Genomic DNA, 16,166 nt, shown 5'->3' with positions numbered 1-16,166 from the left:
ATATTGCTATGAGTGAATTTATGACTAAAGAATCGAATATAAAAATTGCTGTTCATAATTACAGAGCAATCCAACGTGCTGATATTGGAATAAATGGTATAACTGTTGTCACTGGTGAGAATGGTTGCGGAAAAAGCACACTATCGAAAATATTATACTACATATTTAAAATTAGCTCCTCTTATAATCTGCTCGTCGCGGAGAACCTAAAAGAAAGACTTAATGGCGTTATTAGATTCATGGATATTGCTGTCCGAGATCTTCGTAGCGCTGATCGAGGATTAAGAAAGGAACTGATGAATGATTTGGATAACCTGAATGATCGGTTAATAAATTCTGTACCATCGCAAGATACTTTGCAAAATTTACTTTATCAATTAGATCGTGTGCATCTACTCTTTAATTTAGATGGGGGGGAGGCAAACAAAATGCAATATCGACGATTGTTGTTTGTAGCAAATGATATACTCGGAATTGACGTTTCTGTCGATCATGACAATCGTCTACCTATCGAAAAGTTAAAGGTTAAAGTTTCTGAGATATTTGATAGTTCTTTCAAGCTTCTTAGATCAAGAAATACTTTTCTGTTAAAAAATGAGCTGGAAAAAATATTTCATACCGATGAACTTCCAAAGAAACTCGATGTTTTAGAGATCGATCAGACATTGCTATCTCTCAGGGATAATAAATTATCAATACCTTACAGCATACAAAATACTATTTATATTGATACACCTATGATGTTGGGTGAGTATAGCGATGACAATCCGCATTGGAACGATCTAAATGCTATGTTAAGTAGCAATAAGTATGTAAATGCAAATGACTACATAACAAATATTATAAAGAAAGAAATATTGAAAGGAGATGTAAAATATGATGACGATATTATAGCGTCAATGAATTTTTCTTTTAGTAGATTAGAGGACGGTAAGGTATTTGATCTTTTGGATTGCGCTACAGGTATAAAATCTTTTAGTATCCTACAAATGCTTCTAAAATTAGGGTATATAGATAGCAAGACATTATTGATATTTGACGAGCCTGAGTCAAACTTACATCCTCAGTGGATAGTTGAGTATGCTAGAATTATAGTTCTTATAAATAAGTATATTGGAGCAAAATTTTTCATTGCAACTCATAACCCAGATTTTATTAGTGCTATTCGATATATATCCGAGAAAGAAAAAACGCTATCGGACGTAAATTTCTATTTAGCGGAGAGAAATGGCGTGAGCTATACGTATAGGGATTTAAATAATGAAATAGACCCAATATTTAAATCATTCAATATCGCTTTAGATCGAATAGAGAAATACGGAATTTGAAGTGAGATATTCTAAGTTATCAACCATTAGACATGGTATTTTGATAGGCTTTAAAGAATGCCTAACAAATCTGAACGCACTAATTCTTAAAGAAGGGTGTCCTCAAAAAGATTGTTGTTTTGATCCAGACGTAATTGTACTAGATATGGATTGTGTAGAAAGTAAAGTTGCTAGATCGGAAAATCGAACGAATAACAAGTCAATGGATTCTATGCTCATGACAAAAGATCCCGACGGAAAAGATATAGCAGTATTTATCGAATTCAGATTCAATTATAAAAGCATGAAAAATCTCCGGGCTAAAGCATTGAGAGATAAAAAGAAATTTTCTTGCAAACATCTCCGACAGTCCGGTATAAATGAAATCCATGATAATTATTTTTATGTCTTCGATCCAAATTTAAAGGAACAAGCTAGAAGATATTTTAGAAGTTTGTATCCGTCCATGCCCAATAATTTTAAACCGATTACTATACGAGATTTAAAGGATCGATTTTTCCAGTAAGAAATTGGACTTGCAAATAAACTCGGCAGTCTCAGTTAAGCAGTTTTTTAAGATCTTGTTGTTTGTTATTAAACTGTTCGATTGTGCGATTTCCCAGTGTAGAATGACAACGATCTCTATTGTACCAGATTTCTATATATTCGAACAGATCCATTCTCATTTGTCCCCTGGATACCAGTTTGTTACCATATATCTGTTCTGATTTTAATGTTTTGAAGAAGCTCTCAGCGACTGCATTATCTGTTCTGGGGTCTTTTGGGTGCATTGATCTTCCGGGCTATCTTTATTTTTGCGGGTGTCGGGCTTATCAATCTGACGTATCTAAACCCAATATTGACCTATTTTGGAATTTCAGTTTTGCCATGGAATATCAATATTGTGTTAACTGCCTTTGGTTTATTTCATCGTGTTTGCGGGTATTAAATCTTGGGGAAGCGGAGAAGAAGAGGAAGACGAAGATTTTAGTAAAACAGCTGGCGCACGGTTAGTAAAAAAATTCTGGAAGGTTTCAGACAACTACGATCAAGGAAAGTTCTTTACGATCCAAAACGGGATGAAACTTGCTACACCACTTTTAGTGGTTGTGGCGGTGATCGAATTCACAGATGTCTTGTTTGCAGTAGACTCTATCCCCGCCATTTTTGCGATTTCCAAAGATCCATTTATTCTCTACACATCCAATATATTTGCCATACTTGGGCTTCGGTCACTTTACTTTCTACTTTCCAATTTCATTCATATGTTCAGCAAATTGCCCTATGGTCTTTCTGTCATACTGACGTTTATCGGACTCAAGATGATCATCTCGCCATGGTACCATATCTTTTCACCGGTTTCTATGGGGATAGTCGGTGGTATTCTGATTTTATCAGTTCTAGTATCGATCCTCTTTCCTGATAAGCAAGTAAAGGAAAAAATTTCTACCTAGAATCCATATGTTAAAAACAGCGGTAGATATCGTATGCAATTGGCTGTTGGAGAATAGCGCTAGATACGGAAAGCCGTAAAAATCGATGGTTTTTAACTGTTTATTTTGATCAGATTATTTAAAAAAAAATTAAAACATAGATGTATGGCGTGGGTTTTTAGACGACGGATAAAGGTTATTCCCTGTGTTCACTTAAATTTTAGTAGAAGCGGTGTCTCCACATCTATTGGTGTAAGAGGCGCAAATATTAACGTCGGAAGTTCGGGCGTACATTTGAATACAGGTATACCTGGACTGGGAATATACAATAGGCAACGTATATCTGGAAGTAATACACCAAATTCAGTAGATCCCACTCTACCTCTTCCTACTGTGCCAATGGGAAATAGAAGTGAAAATATCTACAGTGCGGACATCCATGAGATAACGAGTCAAGGAATGCATGGTATAAAAGAAGCTATCCTGTTGGCTAGGGAGCAGCGTCTGTCTCTGGCTAGGGATCTCTCCAAAATCAAATTTTCCTTGACGGTTACTAGGGCAAAGCAGGTTATGAGCTACGTGCTGCTTTATGGACTGATCAAGAAGGATATTCTGAAGCGTATAAGCGACAATATGATTACCCGGCGAGAGGCTATCCGGCAAACTAAAGAACAGATGGAGGCCTCTTATGTAAAATTTGATATTGATTTTGGTGTGGAACAAAAGCAAAAATACGATGCGCTTGTCACCGCCTTTATTAATTTGACGAAGTGTCGAAAAATTTGGGATATTACAAAGTCCCATTACGAAGATCGAGCCGTAACAAGATCTTCGGCGAGTACAGTTGTCCAGCGGACAATGGTACATTTTAGAATGAAATCCATTCCCGAATTTCGATCAAATATTCAAGCTCTTTATTTTCAGAACGCGAATGGTGCAGATCTTTACATCTATCCAAGTTTTGTGGTGATGTATAGTAAATCGAATAATTTCGCATTGATCGTATTGAACGAACTCGATTTTCAGCAAAGCGCTGTGAGATTTACGGAAACACAGTCTGTGCCGGCAGATGCAACGGTGATCGATAGGACTTGGGCCAAAGTAAATAAAAACGGCAGCAGGGACAAAAGATTTAAAGGCAATTACCAAATCCCTGTTGTGCAGTATGGGCATATCAAATTAAGAACGGCCACGGGTGTTAACGAAGAATATAAGTTCAGCAACCACGTGGCTACTGAAACTTTTGGAAATGCATTTAGAAACTACCCTAATGCAGTGGGACTGTCTTAAAATAATCAATCTAAGCATATGTCAGCAATAAAACCAACTATATATCTTATTAAGCTGGATATAAAAAATCCGGCAGAGATTTTTAAGACCGGGGGACTAAAAAAGGTAGACAAAGTGACAAAGGCAGTGCTCTGAAAGCACCCTATTTGCCGAAGGATTATACCATTTTGTTTCTATTATTGGTAGAAAGCAAAAGATAGACATTCCCTTCTTTAGCAAAGTGACTTTCCACAATATTACTCTTAAGACCTTGGCTTACGCAGGCTATCGATGTGGATTTAACTACGTTGAGTTATCGTAATGACTATACAGGACGAATAGGGTAAAGGAAATTTATCTGAGATTCAGCTCATACCTAACAGACCGTCCGCCGCCCGCTGCGATCAATGCGCCTATAGCATGCAGGTGCTGTAAGTCACGCGTGGCAGTTGCTTTGGAAACCTTCGTAATGCTCATATATTTTTTTGCCGTCATTCCACCTTCAAAACCAGCAGGCCCCTCGCTAAGCATCCTACCAATGACCTTCGTCTGCCGCTCATCAAGCTGGTTTTTATAATGATCATAAAACTTAGCTTTCTTTAGCTTGAACAATACCATCGCTTTTGCATCACGCTGCGCGTCCAAAATTACCTGTGCAAAGTATGCAATCCATTCGGTGATATCTAGGGCGCGCTGTGCTTGCTTCAATGCATTATAATAGGCCTGCTTATTTGCTTCAATAGTTTTGGATAGACTTAACATCACCGGACGATTAAGCGATTGGGACAAGGATTTCTCTGCTATTGCACGGCCGATCCTTCCATTGCCGTCTTCAAAAGGATGGATAGATTCGAAATAGAGGTGTGCGATTGCTGACTTCAATATCGCTTCCGCTATCGGGCCTTCCAAAGAGAAAGATGTCGAATTATACCAGCCCTCAAAAGCTTCCATTTCCTGCAGCATCCGATCCGAAGGAGGAGCTTCATAATGAACGACTTCTCGGCCGTATGCTCCTGAAACTACCTGCATGGGTGCACTACCGTGGCGCCAATCTCCTGACGTAATGCTACTCTGATGAGCAAATAGCAACTGATGCCAGGATTTAAGCATGTCCAGTGACAAAGGTTCTTGGAAAGTTTCTCGCACTTGCACCATGAGTTGCGCGACACCCGAGGCCTGTCGATCTCGAACATTGACCGGAATATCATTTAGTCCTAAGTTATTGCGGATGGAAGACATGACATCCTCTCGGCTGATGTATTCCCCCTCAATTTCAGATGTCTTGATCGCTTCTGAAAGCATAAGCTGGAGAATGGTTTCCTGCTTAAGCTCTTCGGGCAATCCCTGTATAAGGCCATTCATTTCCCCAGTCTCCTGCGCAAACGCAAGAATGGTCGTTTGAATTTGAGCCACATCATAAGTGAATTCGGGCCAGCCCGCTAGTTGCCAATTGTACGCCATGAGCCGATTATTTTAATTAATCGGCTCAAATATAACGAATATATGAGCCGAATAAAATATTTATTCGGCTCATCGCATAATTAGGTTGTCTATTGCATTAAATAACGCATTTGTAAGTCCGATAAGCTCTGATATCTTTGCACACAGTTTTTCTTATAATAGAGGGGTTACCGACATCAATGTCGGTAACCCTCTAAGTATCTATTGTAAATCATTGTTTTAAAGTGTTTTAGTTATGTGGTTTTTGCCTAAACTTCTTTCGAAAAATCTATTAGTTGGCAGCCCTTTATGTAGATAATCCTATAAGCCAACCAAGATGCTGTACTTTTAATACCAGCCATTTAAAACGCAATCAACGACTGGAGCTCATGTTAAGGAAATCGATGAATTGTAACATGAAGCTCATAACATGTTATAAAAATCGCAAAACGTTAACACGTAAACTCGTTTCAACCATCCTATCATAGCTTTCTGCGTCGTTTACGTCTTCTTTTTTCTTCCTCGGACATATCCGATTGCGATGGCCCGCCAGCGCTGATGCCAGGCATTACATCTAGAGCCTCCGCTATAGTGTTTACTATCCCAAGCGATGTATCGTTATTGAGACTGCTTGTTCTAAGAAATTCACTTTTTGCCAGCAAGTGGTCGGTATTTGTCAAAAGGTTGGCTAAGCTGTAAAGTGTAGTTTTATCCTGAATAGTACCCTTACGCATGGTACTGGCATAATGCATCGTATCTTTAAGGTTACGCTGAAAATCAAACATACGATCAAAAACAAACTCCCCAGATTCCTTAAAAGCCCTTCGGTCAAATTGGCCCAGTTTAGCAGAGTGGGATACATTGCTTCCCCTAGAGTTATTCAACGGACTTAACTTGATGCGGTTTGTGATGTCTTTCCGGCTAACGATGATCTGCAGATGCATTTGATTGCCCTCCTTTTTCTCGCCGATCTTTCGCTCACCGCTTTTCACCTCTTTGTCGCTATGCTTGTAGTATCTATGCTGTTCGAGCTTTCCGAACCAAAGGAGATCACGGTTATCCATTACGCCCGGCCGTTTAAAATTGTGGGCGTATTCATCCATCATCTTCACGCCAAATTCTTTTAATACGTCACCCGCTGCATCTTTTCCGTATTTTGAAATCAGATGATCAAGTTCCTTTTGGCTGGGACTGATGTTGATCAGAAAGAACTTGCTGTCATTATTGGAAAGCTTTGCAATATTTTGGTCTATTGCAACGCGTACAAGCTGCGGTAAGACATCGCGCTGCTGCCCATTGAACCACAACTCTTGATCCTTCCTATGCCGATCTTTATTCTCTTTTTCCAGATACTGAACCAACGCGGCGGCGCTCCCCTTATTGTCGCCGGTTTGCGAATCGGTAATGTTTATGAACATAGAATGTTGTTTACAGTTTATCCACAGCCGCACGCACCTGTTTTACCAGCTCATCTTTCTTCGTAGATGAGCTCGCCCAGCCAATCGTTTCCCTCTGGGCAATGTAGTCCTCCAAGATTTTTCGGAAAGCTGATTTTAGCTTCTCCTTGCCCAAGAATCCCATAAGTACCTTTTCCAATAAATCTTCGATTACTTTTTGGCGGGCCAGGTTTTGAGAAACGGTCGTATTTATCCCAATCTGTTGATCCAATAACTTTTTGATCCCTTCCTGTATTGATTGGGTGGCATTTGCGATTTCTCCGGTGATGGAGAGGATGGGGATGTGAAATTCCGTTTCTTGGATCCTAAAGAAAGAGATTATTCGATTGATGCCGCGCGAGAGTTCTTTTTTCAATACCTCATCATTCAGGTCTGCCGGATCTTTTTTGCTTTTGTAGAAGTAATCCACCATTTCGATAACGAGCTGACGTTTGGTGCGTCCCAATTTTAAAGAGAGGTTGGTTAGGCGCTCATCAGAGGCAGCGGTAAAGCGAACTGATTTATTATTTTCATCAGCTTTAGGCATAATCCTCCTCTTGTATGGTTATAAAGCGAAACTCGCTTGCATGCTTGGGATGCCACGAAGGCTCATATTGTAAGTAGCCATATGCTATGAGATGCTTCAGGCAAGTGTGGTAGGTCGAGATAGAGCGTATCCGTGAAAAATACATTAGCTTTCGTCTACTTGCCCTGAATGTAGCGGAACTTGGATAATCGCTATGCTGAAATAAGGCTGATAGTAAGGCAACATGCGACGGTCGTAACCTTTTGTCCTGCGCCACGCGCTTAAAGAATGGCGTAGAGGGATGCTGTGGAAATAAGACGGTATTATCCATTAACTTTTCCCCCTTTCATCATGCGCTGGATGTCAGCAGCGTTGTAAAACATACTACCGCCGATCTTGCGATACGGAAGTATGCCGTTAACACGTAGGTTCTGCAATGTTCCCGGCGAGATACCCAACATCTTTCTCACCTGTGCGCTACGTAGCCACTGCGACTGCCGTTCAGTCGGCCGGTCTTCTAGCAGAGTTTTGATTTCTTCGAGCAGTTCGCGCTTGAACTTTAACAGCTCTTCATTTGATAGTACATGTATCTCCATAAGTTGTGTTTTTGACCGCCCGGTCAGCAAGCTTTCAGCGGGCAGGATTCCAACACAAAAATGCGGCATATGGATCCAAAATGAATGACCATCGCGGTGCGTTGGTCATGTACAGAAGCCGCACGAGCTATTTTGTGATATCCTCGCGCAGCACGATGTGGAATATTTTCTTGTCTTGCGGAATAGCGACCCCTTTGCGGCTATCCTCGCGTGCCTTTTTGCCGAAGTAGTTCCGAAGCGTGTCGACTGGAATATCTTTACCCTCATAACTGAAATACTTTGCCAGCATTTTGTAATAGGGACTTTCGTGATCGCTCCTTAATAGGTTTCTTCCATTAGGTAGCTGAAGGCTTCTCATCTGCTGGATCAGATCAATAAAGGTAGGCAAGTGATCATCTTGTACCATAGCTTTGACCGCCACGTCATATTCCTGCAGTACACGGAGCTTTGATTGAAGTTCGACAATCTGCTCTTGTTGCTGGGTAATAAGCAGTTCTTTTTGTTCCAGTAACTCTTCGATCGGTCGAAGATTCCATTTATCCATTTCGCGGAGGAAGGTCTGGAAAAGCGTTAGTTGATGAAGTCGTTTTTGGTTCTGCTCCCGGTAAGATGAAAAAGGATCTCGGCGTTTGAGGTGTGCGATGCGTACAGCTACAATATCCCAGATGTATTTAAAAAAGTCCTTGTCGGAGACTTTGTTTTCACGCGCATAGGTAAAGTGAAAATCATAAAATGATGCGAATTGCGCAGCTTGGATTTCGTAGATCTTAACAAGGAATAGGTTATCCTCATAGCCTCGTCTAGATCCCAAAAACGTTCCGACCTGATAAGGGTGTGGCCGGAAATCAAAAGCTTTTCTGCAGTTGAAGTAAGTGGATGGCATATCCAAATTTACTAAAAGCTTGTTAATGTTGATATTGCAAACAGTTATTTATCTGGCGAACAAAGACCTCTATAAAAATACCATAGCTCTTGCCAAACCCTTTCTACATAAACTGGGTCTTATAGGTAATAGCAATAGGATTAGTTACATGAAAAGCAGACAGCCGAGCTACCTGAACTTCGATAAAAAGCACTATCCATGGAAGCCCGATATTGATTATCGAGCGAGCCCATGGAAATACCGTGTGGGTAAGGGGGAGCAGGGAGTGCTGATCTGTGAGCCCTACAAATCAGAAATTGGCCAGCACTGGCGCTTCAAGACCGAAGCCATTGCCGAAGAAAGTAGTGCTAAGATCTTCGCGATGTTCGAGGACTATCTAAAAGCAGATGATTTTGTAGGTGCGGACATGGCTCGCAAATATTTGCAGATGGGCTATACGCGCGCAAGGCGCTATGCGAACTACAAGGGAGGGAAAAAGTACGATAGGGAACAGGATTATGCGCTACTGGAACGCGGCACCGGTGATTTGGAAAAGGCCGCTGCTGCAGACGTGTTTTATAAACGATGGAAGCAGGCCGAGGCCAGTGCGCGATATGCTGCGATGAAAAAGCAATGGAAAGATGAAAGGGGTTAAAAAGCCAGATCTACCGCAGAAGATTTGCGCCGCCTGTGGAAGACCATTTACCTGGCGTAAAAAATGGGAGAAGAGTTGGGATGAAGTTAAATATTGTTCAGAGCGATGCAAGAGAAGCAAGACAGCATAACCTATATATTGACGCTTCGACTAGATGAGGAGAGCCAAGCCTTTTTTGATGAACTTCGCAAAAAGCACTTTCCAGTCGAGCGGAACTATTTAAAAGCCCATCTTACATTATTTCATAAGTTGCCGGACAACGCGCACACTTTTGCCGTGTTAGGTGAGATCATCGAAGAACCTTTCGACATGCAGGTTAACGGTCTTCGGCATTTGGGAGCTGGAGTAGCTTTCCAAATCGAGAGCGGTATTTTACAGCATCTCCACCATAAGTTAGGTGATGCGTTTGCCAAGGATCTGATTCCACAGGATAAGCAGCGATTTATGCCGCATATAACTGTGCAGAATAAAGTTGCGCCCGCTGCCTCAAAAGAATTATTTAAAGAGCTCAGTGAAAGCTTCATGCCCTTCACCGCTCAGGCAATCGGTATGGATCTGTGGATATATAGAGGCGGGCCATGGGAATACAAAGAAGGATTCACATTTGAGCGTGATGTAGCAAACAAATGAGGACCTCATATATTATGCCGCCATACCTAGAAACGAAATCTAAAGCGATCTAGTAAAAACTTCCACATGTCCTTTTGCGTTTCAGCTATTATGAAAGATGATAAAATAATCGCAAGTATCTTATCAACTGCCAAGGCGCGTGGTTGCGAAAAAACGTTCTGTCCGTCTGAGATAGCAAGAGAGCTTTTTCCCAAGGATTGGCGTGCGCATATGCAAGAAATCGTTGAAGTAGCGATTGCATTGCAGAAGCAGGGGAAAGTTCTGATCACACAAAAGGGAGAGCCTGTCGACATCGATCATATCAAAGGGCCCATTCGTATTAAAGGGGGCTAAATGTACATAAGCATGCCAATTAAATCCTCACTCTACACCGCTATCTATAAAAATTTTTTCCAAAGCTGCCGAACAGCGGTTCGCACAGATAAAAGCCTGTTTATATCATATTTCCACTAAAGAAGTAAATGGCTAAAACAACAAAGTCTGCAAGGCTGCAGACTTTATAACTAAACTAAACAATGCAATGTCTCTCGACATGGCGGTATTGAAACAAAAATCTTTATGCTATTATGGATAAGTAGTCACAACCTTGCTCACTTTCCAACCATCCTGATCCTGGCTCAAGGTGATGTAATCTACACGCGTAAACTTCTCAAATACCATCGTTGCTTTTGCCATACAAGCCTTTCCACTTTGATCCAAGATCTCATAGCTAGTCTTACAGTCAAAGTTTACGCCTTTGTGTGCTTTCAAGAAAGCGGTGTATTCTCGCTTATTGAATGTGCCATCGTTCGCACTGTTGCTGTACTGGAAATCATCTGCAAAAAGGAACTTGTTCAGTTCGATGCTGCCAAGCGTAGTTGCTTCCAGATAGGTACCTATAACCTTTGCTGATTCTACATTCTTTAACGGGTTGGTTTTCTCCGCTGCGAAAGAAGAGAATGAGCTGATCATGATGATGGCTGCTGCGATGGTTGTTAATGTCTTTTTCATGGTAGTGCTATTTTTAATGTCTTTTAATATTTTAATGTTATTATTTCCTATTTGATACCTCAAAAGTACAGCGCTGATGCCTGCTGATGAATACCTATTAGATGGGTTGCAGCTGTTTCTCGGTAAATGCGGAGCTTTGGTCGGTGAAATATTTACCGAAGAGCTTAATCACACTACTGGCCGCTTGCCATCTGTAATGAAGGATGCAACAGCTTTGCCAAAAAGCGTAAGTGGTGGATCGTGAGGTTATTATGTTTTCGGGCGTTATTTTAGCTGTTCGATAGCGGACAAAAAGATGTTCATCTTTGAACAAAAGGAAGATAATGAAGCACCAATGACGCATTTGGTCATCATTTTGAGAGATAAAATGCCAAATTCAGCGCTAATTATTCTTATAAATATTGCCCGTCGCCCTTAAAGTACATAGTCAAAGCCTAGGAGCGGAGCAGGTAATTTGGTTAATCTGAAGAAATAGTGACTTATAACCCCACACTTTGGTATCGACTTCTGAAATCCTTTATCTTGACGTTAAAGGATTTTGAAAAAGTATCACAGCACTTTTTTCTCAAAATGGTTCAATATCCTCTATAGGGGATGTTTAAAGTTTCGGTTATGACCTTAGAAGATCTGTATCTCGTCCATCAAACTATCTGGTGAAAGTATATATTTTTATCGTATGTGGTACTGAATATCAAAAAAAGTGCTGTGTTAGTTTAGGTACCTTTTCTATATGTAAAATTGTCAGAACGCTGTGGTGCTATTTCCTTCTGTTGGTTTGTAAAGCTGTTCAACAGTTTGTAGAGTGCTTAGTAGCTCATGTATCTTGTAGTTTACCTATACTTTGCTTATGTGATTTAATATAAATCAGCTTCCCCAATTCACATACTGCAATATACTAAGTATATGAATTAGGGAAGGCTAGGTGTTAATTGTTTATAATCAATCTGTTAGTTGAGCGAAACTTTATAGGCTACTACTTAATAATCATGATCAGTCAATACCGTTTTTGCCATACAATAACACGTTAGATATTATATATCTTAGCTGAAACTTGAGATCGAAATTCATATCAATCATTTCCGCACGGCCACATAACTTCAAAAGAGCGGCCAAATTATCTACATGAGAAGAGGTTTCTCGGGTAAACAGATCTGTCAACTTCCCAATACCCTTAAACGGACTTCGTGGACCAAGAATCTTTTCCGCAATTTTCGCTCTTAATTGATCTGGATCTGCCGCACTTTTCATAAAGTAGAAGTTATCCTCAAAATTCTCTACGTCTGCAAAGAAATCTTCTATTTGAACGTAACTATCGACAAACGTTTCGGTGGTTACGGTGTGCGTATATGCTTTGTCCGTTGTGATATTCTCTTCTTTCTTGTTGGGGAAAAGATGTACGTTTCCATCACGGTCAATATTTGTTAGTTTGAATTCTAATGAGCTATATAGACCAAATGAAGAATTACCCTGATCATCGTTGCGAATGGTAATGGAAGGATATACAACGCCCAATGCTGGAATATGCTTTTCGAGAGAACTTCTTAAGATAATCTCTATTTTAGATTCACTGATTGCGAATGAGCTTACAAAAAAAGTATTAACGTTCTGCTTAGCAAGCTTTGCTAATTCTAAAAATGCTACAGCAAACGTCTCTCCTACTCCATATTCACGGAATTTATCAGAATTTATTGCCTTCACGTAATGCTGCTCTTCTAGCTTATCGTAAAGAAGACGGAAAATCTTTTTATTGGGAATAGCTTTACCTTGCGCAAACCTGTCCTCCCAAGACTGATTTACAGCTTCTAAAAGTGTCTTGTCTCGAACTTCCTTTTTTAAAAAGGTGATGTATTGACTTAATTTTCTGTTATCATAAAACAAACGTATAGAATCATATAGTGCTATGGCATTTAGTTCATCAACGTCAAATTCATCCAATGTTCCATTTTTCAATGTAAACTCCATATCCTTTTCTTCGTTATCCGAGAAAGAGGTAGTAACGTTGTCTTCAGTAACTTTAAAACGTTGTGTCTCAAAGCGATTAACATATCTAGCAACAATAGCAGTTAACAAATCTATTTTCGGTAGTTCTATCTCTACTGGTTCTGCTAAATCATATTTATTTACGACGTAGTTCTTAACTTCCTCGTCCTTTATCAGTTTCAAAAGGTCTACCGATGATACGTAGCCATTCCCTTCTCCCAGTTCAGCTAAGCGTATTGTCTGCTGAACAAAATAATCTCTTGTTACCATTCTTAATCAATTGTCTCATTAAATATTCAATCAATAAAAGTAGACACAGTTGATTAGCTATGAAAACACCATGTAATCACACTATTCGCCAGTGAGCGACTATGAAATCAATCGGGAAAAGAGGAATTGGGATTATTTTTGGTACTGCTTGAAACAAACCATACCTTTGCACCGTTTTAAATGTAACATATTACCTAATCCTCATTTCAGTCCTAGCCGATTGATTTGACGATAATGTAAAAAGATAAAGACTCAGGTTGGGTAGGATCTTCCTGAGTTTTTGTAATTTAATATCGCCTCTAATTTTCCGACAGTTAACTTCTCATAGTATTTTATCTTTTGTTAAAAGTATTTATTATTCTGTAATCTCATCATCCTCAGCCAACTTTAGCATGGCATTTGCCATACCTCTTGTTGAATCGTCATATTGCTCATGGGGATATCCATGTTTTTCATTAAGCAGATATAAATCCCTGTAGAGGTCGAAAGGATTCTGTGAGCCCCCGACCCACATAATCACGACGTCCAAGATATCCTTCATAACCGGTTGGAAAGCCATTCGTCCATCTGATCCTCTGACGCCACCACCATCGCTTTTACGCTTACCGATATTCAGGAAGATGTTTTTCTCGTCATAGATAATATCGCGCATTTGTTTGTAGTCCTTTCCTTTGGGAAGATGATCCATAAGTAACTTACGGATTCCACCATAATAGATTTCATATTTCTCTTCAGGATTATCCAATTGGTTACCTATAAGTCCCCGTAGTTCGTCAATCTCCCTTAAACTACCAGACTCTCCGTCTATGGTAAGTTGTTTGCCTTTTTTCTCATGCGTGCGGTGAAGAAGCTCTAATCGCTCTAGATCTTCCTTACTAACTTCAGACTCTTGCTGGGTCTTTTTATTGTTATTTTCTTCCATCATATATTGGATTTATTAATTGATTTCGAATACTGCTTTAATCTTCTCACTGGTTTCATGCACACTAGCTTCGTCCCAAGTAATGGGGTTAAGTTTAGACACTGCAACCTTACAACTCGGATAATACTTGTTAAATGCCGCATGAAAGCTTTTATCATAAAGTTCTTTTTGATACCAAGTATAGAATGAATACACAATAGATTTATGCACCTCGTTCTCCTTAGCAAAACGTTCGACCATATAGTCATTCTTGATATAAGACTTGATATATTCGAAATGAGATCTAGGCATGAAGTATTCCCGCGCGAACGTATTAGCTTTCTCCTCGATCAGAAATAGATCCTGATCATCTGAAAGATGATATTGATTAGTTTTTATTGCGTCAAAATCAAACAAAACGTGGTGTAGTTCGTGTAAAAGGGTAAACCAAACGGTCGGATAACGCTTCAGATAATCTGTCAAAACTATACACGGCTTGTCATTTACGATGAATGTAGCTCCACGCACATGCGTCGTCGGCAAATAGTTTTGAAAGATAACAGTCACTCCTACATTATATAAAGCACGGCATACAGTATAAAGACCATTCTTCTCATCTTGCGAATACGGTTTGATTTTGACCAAAACGTCTTTAAGGCGTTCGCGGTCGTAATCGTTTGGGTTGCTTACTTTCCGAAATGTTTGATAAGCTGATTTGACCCAAAAGTCTTTCATTTTATCCGAAAATTGGCGCTTCGATTTGCTATATAATGGTGTAACTAGCTCTACCTCAAACTGACGAATAGAATCATAGCCGAAGTAGTGTAATACACGATTTACCAGTTCATCGATGTCATCGCTATTAATAAAGAAACCCAATTTTGTTAAGGCTTTGACATCGAAATTCTTCATGAGAAATCTAACTTTTTGCGCGCGATCTATTGAAGCTATATTCTCTGCATTTTGGTTCTTGAGCACCAATTGAATAAAATCATCAACATTGATCTCTAGAAACTCAGCGATCTTGACGATATGAATCAGATTTGGTTGCTTTGCAGTACCGCTTATAATGTCTTCAAAAACGTCTTTGTCTACATTAAGGAGTTTTAATGCTTTAGTTTTTGTTACGCCATATTCTTCAATCTTTTCCTCAAAGCGGGATTTTAGATCTAAAGATACTTGATCGGCAAAAATATCATGAAGAAGTTTGTCTACGTCTATATTTTTCACTTTGAAAGTATTTACCCATCAAATATAAAGACAATACTTTTATAAAACAATATTAAGGGGTAAATACCCTTTTTTATGGTTAGCGTCTTTTTTCCTGCAGTATTGACTTCACTATATCTTAGAATCGCAAAAAAGTATTGTATCGATCATCGGACTGCAAATGACATTCTTTTATAGTTCCGTCATTCATCTATAGCGAGTTTCGATTTAGATGCTTCGTTAAAAACTAATTGAGTTATTATGCCTTTTAATACTCGTTAGTTATAAGACTTTATGTCATGAGCACTGAGCGTCAATTAGTCATTGGTCAAAAGCGGATATGAATGTTAACAAAAAAATCCTGAAGCGGGGAGCTTCAGGATTTTTTACTAACTAACCAATTATTAACCTAAATTATGAATACTAACATACAACCAAATAATATGCCATTAAATAAGTGACTTTAATATTTTACAACTTTTAACATTCTTAGTCTACCGCCTAGATTCGTTGATACGATAAAACGAAGTTGTTCAACTGGAGAATTTCGGATAGTGCTTTTTTATAAGACGCCTAATGCAAAAATTTAGCAGTAAAACCGATGCTACTTATTTGAAACTTTGCACCGATGAGGATAAAATATGACGAAATCCGTCGAAAAG

General features: G+C 39.5%; 18 protein-coding genes. 8 read left to right on the top strand and 10 right to left on the bottom strand.

All coding sequences use genetic code 11. The annotated features are described in order from the left end of the window. Window positions 1–8: 8 nt before the first annotated feature. Window positions 9–1,328 carry an AAA family ATPase gene (locus tag SCB77_RS11330; RefSeq protein WP_320186552.1) on the top strand — a complete coding sequence of 440 codons (1,320 nt, stop codon included), beginning with the start codon at window positions 9–11 and terminating at the stop codon, window positions 1,326–1,328. A 536-nt stretch (window positions 1,329–1,864) separates the two neighbouring features. Here the strand turns inward: SCB77_RS11330 and SCB77_RS11325 are convergent. Next, window positions 1,865–2,098, bottom strand: coding sequence for an IS3 family transposase (locus tag SCB77_RS11325; RefSeq protein WP_380936605.1), 234 nt, complete (start codon window positions 2,096–2,098; stop codon window positions 1,865–1,867). Between SCB77_RS11325 and SCB77_RS23155 the strand changes: the two genes are divergently transcribed. From SCB77_RS23155 to SCB77_RS11315, 3 genes are all read left to right on the top strand, one after another. Beyond that, entirely contained in the window at window positions 2,089–2,256 is a 168-nt protein-coding gene (locus SCB77_RS23155; protein ID WP_380936603.1) for a hypothetical protein, read from the top strand. The two genes, SCB77_RS11325 and SCB77_RS23155, sit on opposite strands and share 10 nt — an antisense overlap. Beyond that, window positions 2,225–2,761 (top strand): TerC family protein, encoded by a 537-nt coding sequence (locus tag SCB77_RS11320; protein ID WP_320186551.1) that lies wholly within the window; start codon window positions 2,225–2,227, stop codon window positions 2,759–2,761. Before SCB77_RS23155 ends, SCB77_RS11320 begins: the two co-directional genes overlap by 32 nt. Before the next feature lie 144 nt (window positions 2,762–2,905). Next, a complete protein-coding gene (locus SCB77_RS11315) occupies window positions 2,906–4,030 on the top strand; it encodes a DUF4236 domain-containing protein (protein WP_320186550.1) in 1,125 nt (374 codons plus the stop codon). 333 nt (window positions 4,031–4,363) lie between these two features. Here the strand turns inward: SCB77_RS11315 and SCB77_RS11310 are convergent, their stop codons facing one another. The 5 genes from SCB77_RS11310 to SCB77_RS11290 all read right to left on the bottom strand — a co-directional run bounded on the left by SCB77_RS11310 (window position 4,364) and on the right by SCB77_RS11290 (window position 8,890). After that, window positions 4,364–5,470 (bottom strand): Fic family protein, encoded by a 1,107-nt coding sequence (locus tag SCB77_RS11310; RefSeq protein WP_320186549.1) that lies wholly within the window; start codon window positions 5,468–5,470, stop codon window positions 4,364–4,366. Window positions 5,471–5,931: 461 nt separating this feature from the next. Then, the gene (locus SCB77_RS11305) at window positions 5,932–6,867 is read right to left on the bottom strand and encodes a DUF5712 family protein (RefSeq protein WP_320186548.1); all 936 of its coding nucleotides are present in this window, start codon (window positions 6,865–6,867) and stop codon (window positions 5,932–5,934) included. 10 nt (window positions 6,868–6,877) lie between these two features. Beyond that, on the bottom strand, window positions 6,878–7,432 hold the full coding sequence (locus SCB77_RS11300) for a BfmA/BtgA family mobilization protein (RefSeq protein ID WP_320186547.1): 555 nt from the start codon (window positions 7,430–7,432) through the stop codon (window positions 6,878–6,880). Between the two features lie 302 nt (window positions 7,433–7,734). Next, the gene (locus SCB77_RS11295; RefSeq protein ID WP_320186546.1) at window positions 7,735–8,007 is read right to left on the bottom strand and encodes a helix-turn-helix domain-containing protein; all 273 of its coding nucleotides are present in this window, start codon (window positions 8,005–8,007) and stop codon (window positions 7,735–7,737) included. Between the two features lie 127 nt (window positions 8,008–8,134). Continuing rightward, window positions 8,135–8,890, bottom strand: coding sequence for a hypothetical protein (locus tag SCB77_RS11290; RefSeq protein WP_320186545.1), 756 nt, complete (start codon window positions 8,888–8,890; stop codon window positions 8,135–8,137). A 148-nt stretch (window positions 8,891–9,038) separates the two neighbouring features. Between SCB77_RS11290 and SCB77_RS11285 the strand changes: the two genes are divergently transcribed. The 4 genes from SCB77_RS11285 (at window position 9,039) to SCB77_RS11275 (ending at window position 10,487) form a co-directional block, all read left to right on the top strand. Then, window positions 9,039–9,524 (top strand): DUF4385 domain-containing protein, encoded by a 486-nt coding sequence (locus SCB77_RS11285; RefSeq protein WP_320186544.1) that lies wholly within the window; start codon window positions 9,039–9,041, stop codon window positions 9,522–9,524. Then, window positions 9,511–9,654 carry a DUF2256 domain-containing protein gene (locus SCB77_RS23150; RefSeq protein WP_380936599.1) on the top strand — a complete coding sequence of 48 codons (144 nt, stop codon included), beginning with the start codon at window positions 9,511–9,513 and terminating at the stop codon, window positions 9,652–9,654. Before SCB77_RS11285 ends, SCB77_RS23150 begins: the two co-directional genes overlap by 14 nt. Beyond that, window positions 9,630–10,154, top strand: a complete 525-nt coding sequence (locus tag SCB77_RS11280; protein WP_320186543.1) for a 2'-5' RNA ligase family protein — start codon at window positions 9,630–9,632, stop codon at window positions 10,152–10,154. Before SCB77_RS23150 ends, SCB77_RS11280 begins: the two co-directional genes overlap by 25 nt. A gap of 90 nt (window positions 10,155–10,244) precedes the next feature. After that, a complete protein-coding gene (locus SCB77_RS11275; protein WP_320186542.1) occupies window positions 10,245–10,487 on the top strand; it encodes a DUF3253 domain-containing protein in 243 nt (80 codons plus the stop codon). Window positions 10,488–10,718: 231 nt separating this feature from the next. On the opposite strand, the gene SCB77_RS11270 is transcribed toward SCB77_RS11275, so the two are convergent. The 4 genes from SCB77_RS11270 to SCB77_RS11255 form a co-directional block, all read right to left on the bottom strand. Then, window positions 10,719–11,144 (bottom strand): nuclear transport factor 2 family protein, encoded by a 426-nt coding sequence (locus SCB77_RS11270; RefSeq protein ID WP_320186541.1) that lies wholly within the window; start codon window positions 11,142–11,144, stop codon window positions 10,719–10,721. A gap of 990 nt (window positions 11,145–12,134) precedes the next feature. Continuing rightward, the gene (locus tag SCB77_RS11265) at window positions 12,135–13,394 is read right to left on the bottom strand and encodes a hypothetical protein (protein WP_320186540.1); all 1,260 of its coding nucleotides are present in this window, start codon (window positions 13,392–13,394) and stop codon (window positions 12,135–12,137) included. A 355-nt stretch (window positions 13,395–13,749) separates the two neighbouring features. Continuing rightward, window positions 13,750–14,319, bottom strand: a complete 570-nt coding sequence (locus SCB77_RS11260; RefSeq protein WP_320186539.1) for a hypothetical protein — start codon at window positions 14,317–14,319, stop codon at window positions 13,750–13,752. Window positions 14,320–14,331: 12 nt separating this feature from the next. Then, window positions 14,332–15,525 (bottom strand): ImmA/IrrE family metallo-endopeptidase, encoded by a 1,194-nt coding sequence (locus SCB77_RS11255; RefSeq protein ID WP_320186538.1) that lies wholly within the window; start codon window positions 15,523–15,525, stop codon window positions 14,332–14,334. Between the last annotated feature and the right edge of the window lie 641 nt (window positions 15,526–16,166).

This window comes from Sphingobacterium bambusae (assembly GCF_033955345.1).
GTDB lineage: Bacteria > Bacteroidota > Bacteroidia > Sphingobacteriales > Sphingobacteriaceae > Sphingobacterium > Sphingobacterium bambusae.
The sequence above is the reverse complement of the archived record's forward strand: the minus strand, read 5'-3'. Positions and strand labels throughout refer to the sequence as shown.

Excerpts from the sequence above, each read along its gene's own strand:
- SCB77_RS11330 (WP_320186552.1), top strand. The coding sequence starts at position 9 with ATGAGTGAATTTATGACTAAAGAATCGAATATAAAAATTGCTGTTCAT.
- SCB77_RS11290 (WP_320186545.1), bottom strand. The coding sequence starts at position 8,890 with ATGCCATCCACTTACTTCAACTGCAGAAAAGCTTTTGATTTCCGGCCA.
- SCB77_RS11260 (WP_320186539.1), bottom strand. The coding sequence starts at position 14,319 with ATGATGGAAGAAAATAACAATAAAAAGACCCAGCAAGAGTCTGAAGTT.
- SCB77_RS11295 (WP_320186546.1), bottom strand. The coding sequence starts at position 8,007 with ATGGAGATACATGTACTATCAAATGAAGAGCTGTTAAAGTTCAAGCGC.
- SCB77_RS11280 (WP_320186543.1), top strand. The coding sequence starts at position 9,630 with ATGCAAGAGAAGCAAGACAGCATAACCTATATATTGACGCTTCGACTA.
- SCB77_RS11285 (WP_320186544.1), top strand. The coding sequence starts at position 9,039 with ATGAAAAGCAGACAGCCGAGCTACCTGAACTTCGATAAAAAGCACTAT.
- SCB77_RS11305 (WP_320186548.1), bottom strand. The coding sequence starts at position 6,867 with ATGTTCATAAACATTACCGATTCGCAAACCGGCGACAATAAGGGGAGC.
- SCB77_RS11275 (WP_320186542.1), top strand. The coding sequence starts at position 10,245 with ATGAAAGATGATAAAATAATCGCAAGTATCTTATCAACTGCCAAGGCG.
- SCB77_RS11315 (WP_320186550.1), top strand. The coding sequence starts at position 2,906 with ATGGCGTGGGTTTTTAGACGACGGATAAAGGTTATTCCCTGTGTTCAC.
- SCB77_RS23150 (WP_380936599.1), top strand. The coding sequence starts at position 9,511 with ATGAAAGGGGTTAAAAAGCCAGATCTACCGCAGAAGATTTGCGCCGCC.
- SCB77_RS11265 (WP_320186540.1), bottom strand. The coding sequence starts at position 13,394 with ATGGTAACAAGAGATTATTTTGTTCAGCAGACAATACGCTTAGCTGAA.
- SCB77_RS11300 (WP_320186547.1), bottom strand. The coding sequence starts at position 7,432 with ATGCCTAAAGCTGATGAAAATAATAAATCAGTTCGCTTTACCGCTGCC.
- SCB77_RS11325 (WP_380936605.1), bottom strand. The coding sequence starts at position 2,098 with ATGCACCCAAAAGACCCCAGAACAGATAATGCAGTCGCTGAGAGCTTC.
- SCB77_RS11310 (WP_320186549.1), bottom strand. The coding sequence starts at position 5,470 with ATGGCGTACAATTGGCAACTAGCGGGCTGGCCCGAATTCACTTATGAT.
- SCB77_RS11270 (WP_320186541.1), bottom strand. The coding sequence starts at position 11,144 with ATGAAAAAGACATTAACAACCATCGCAGCAGCCATCATCATGATCAGC.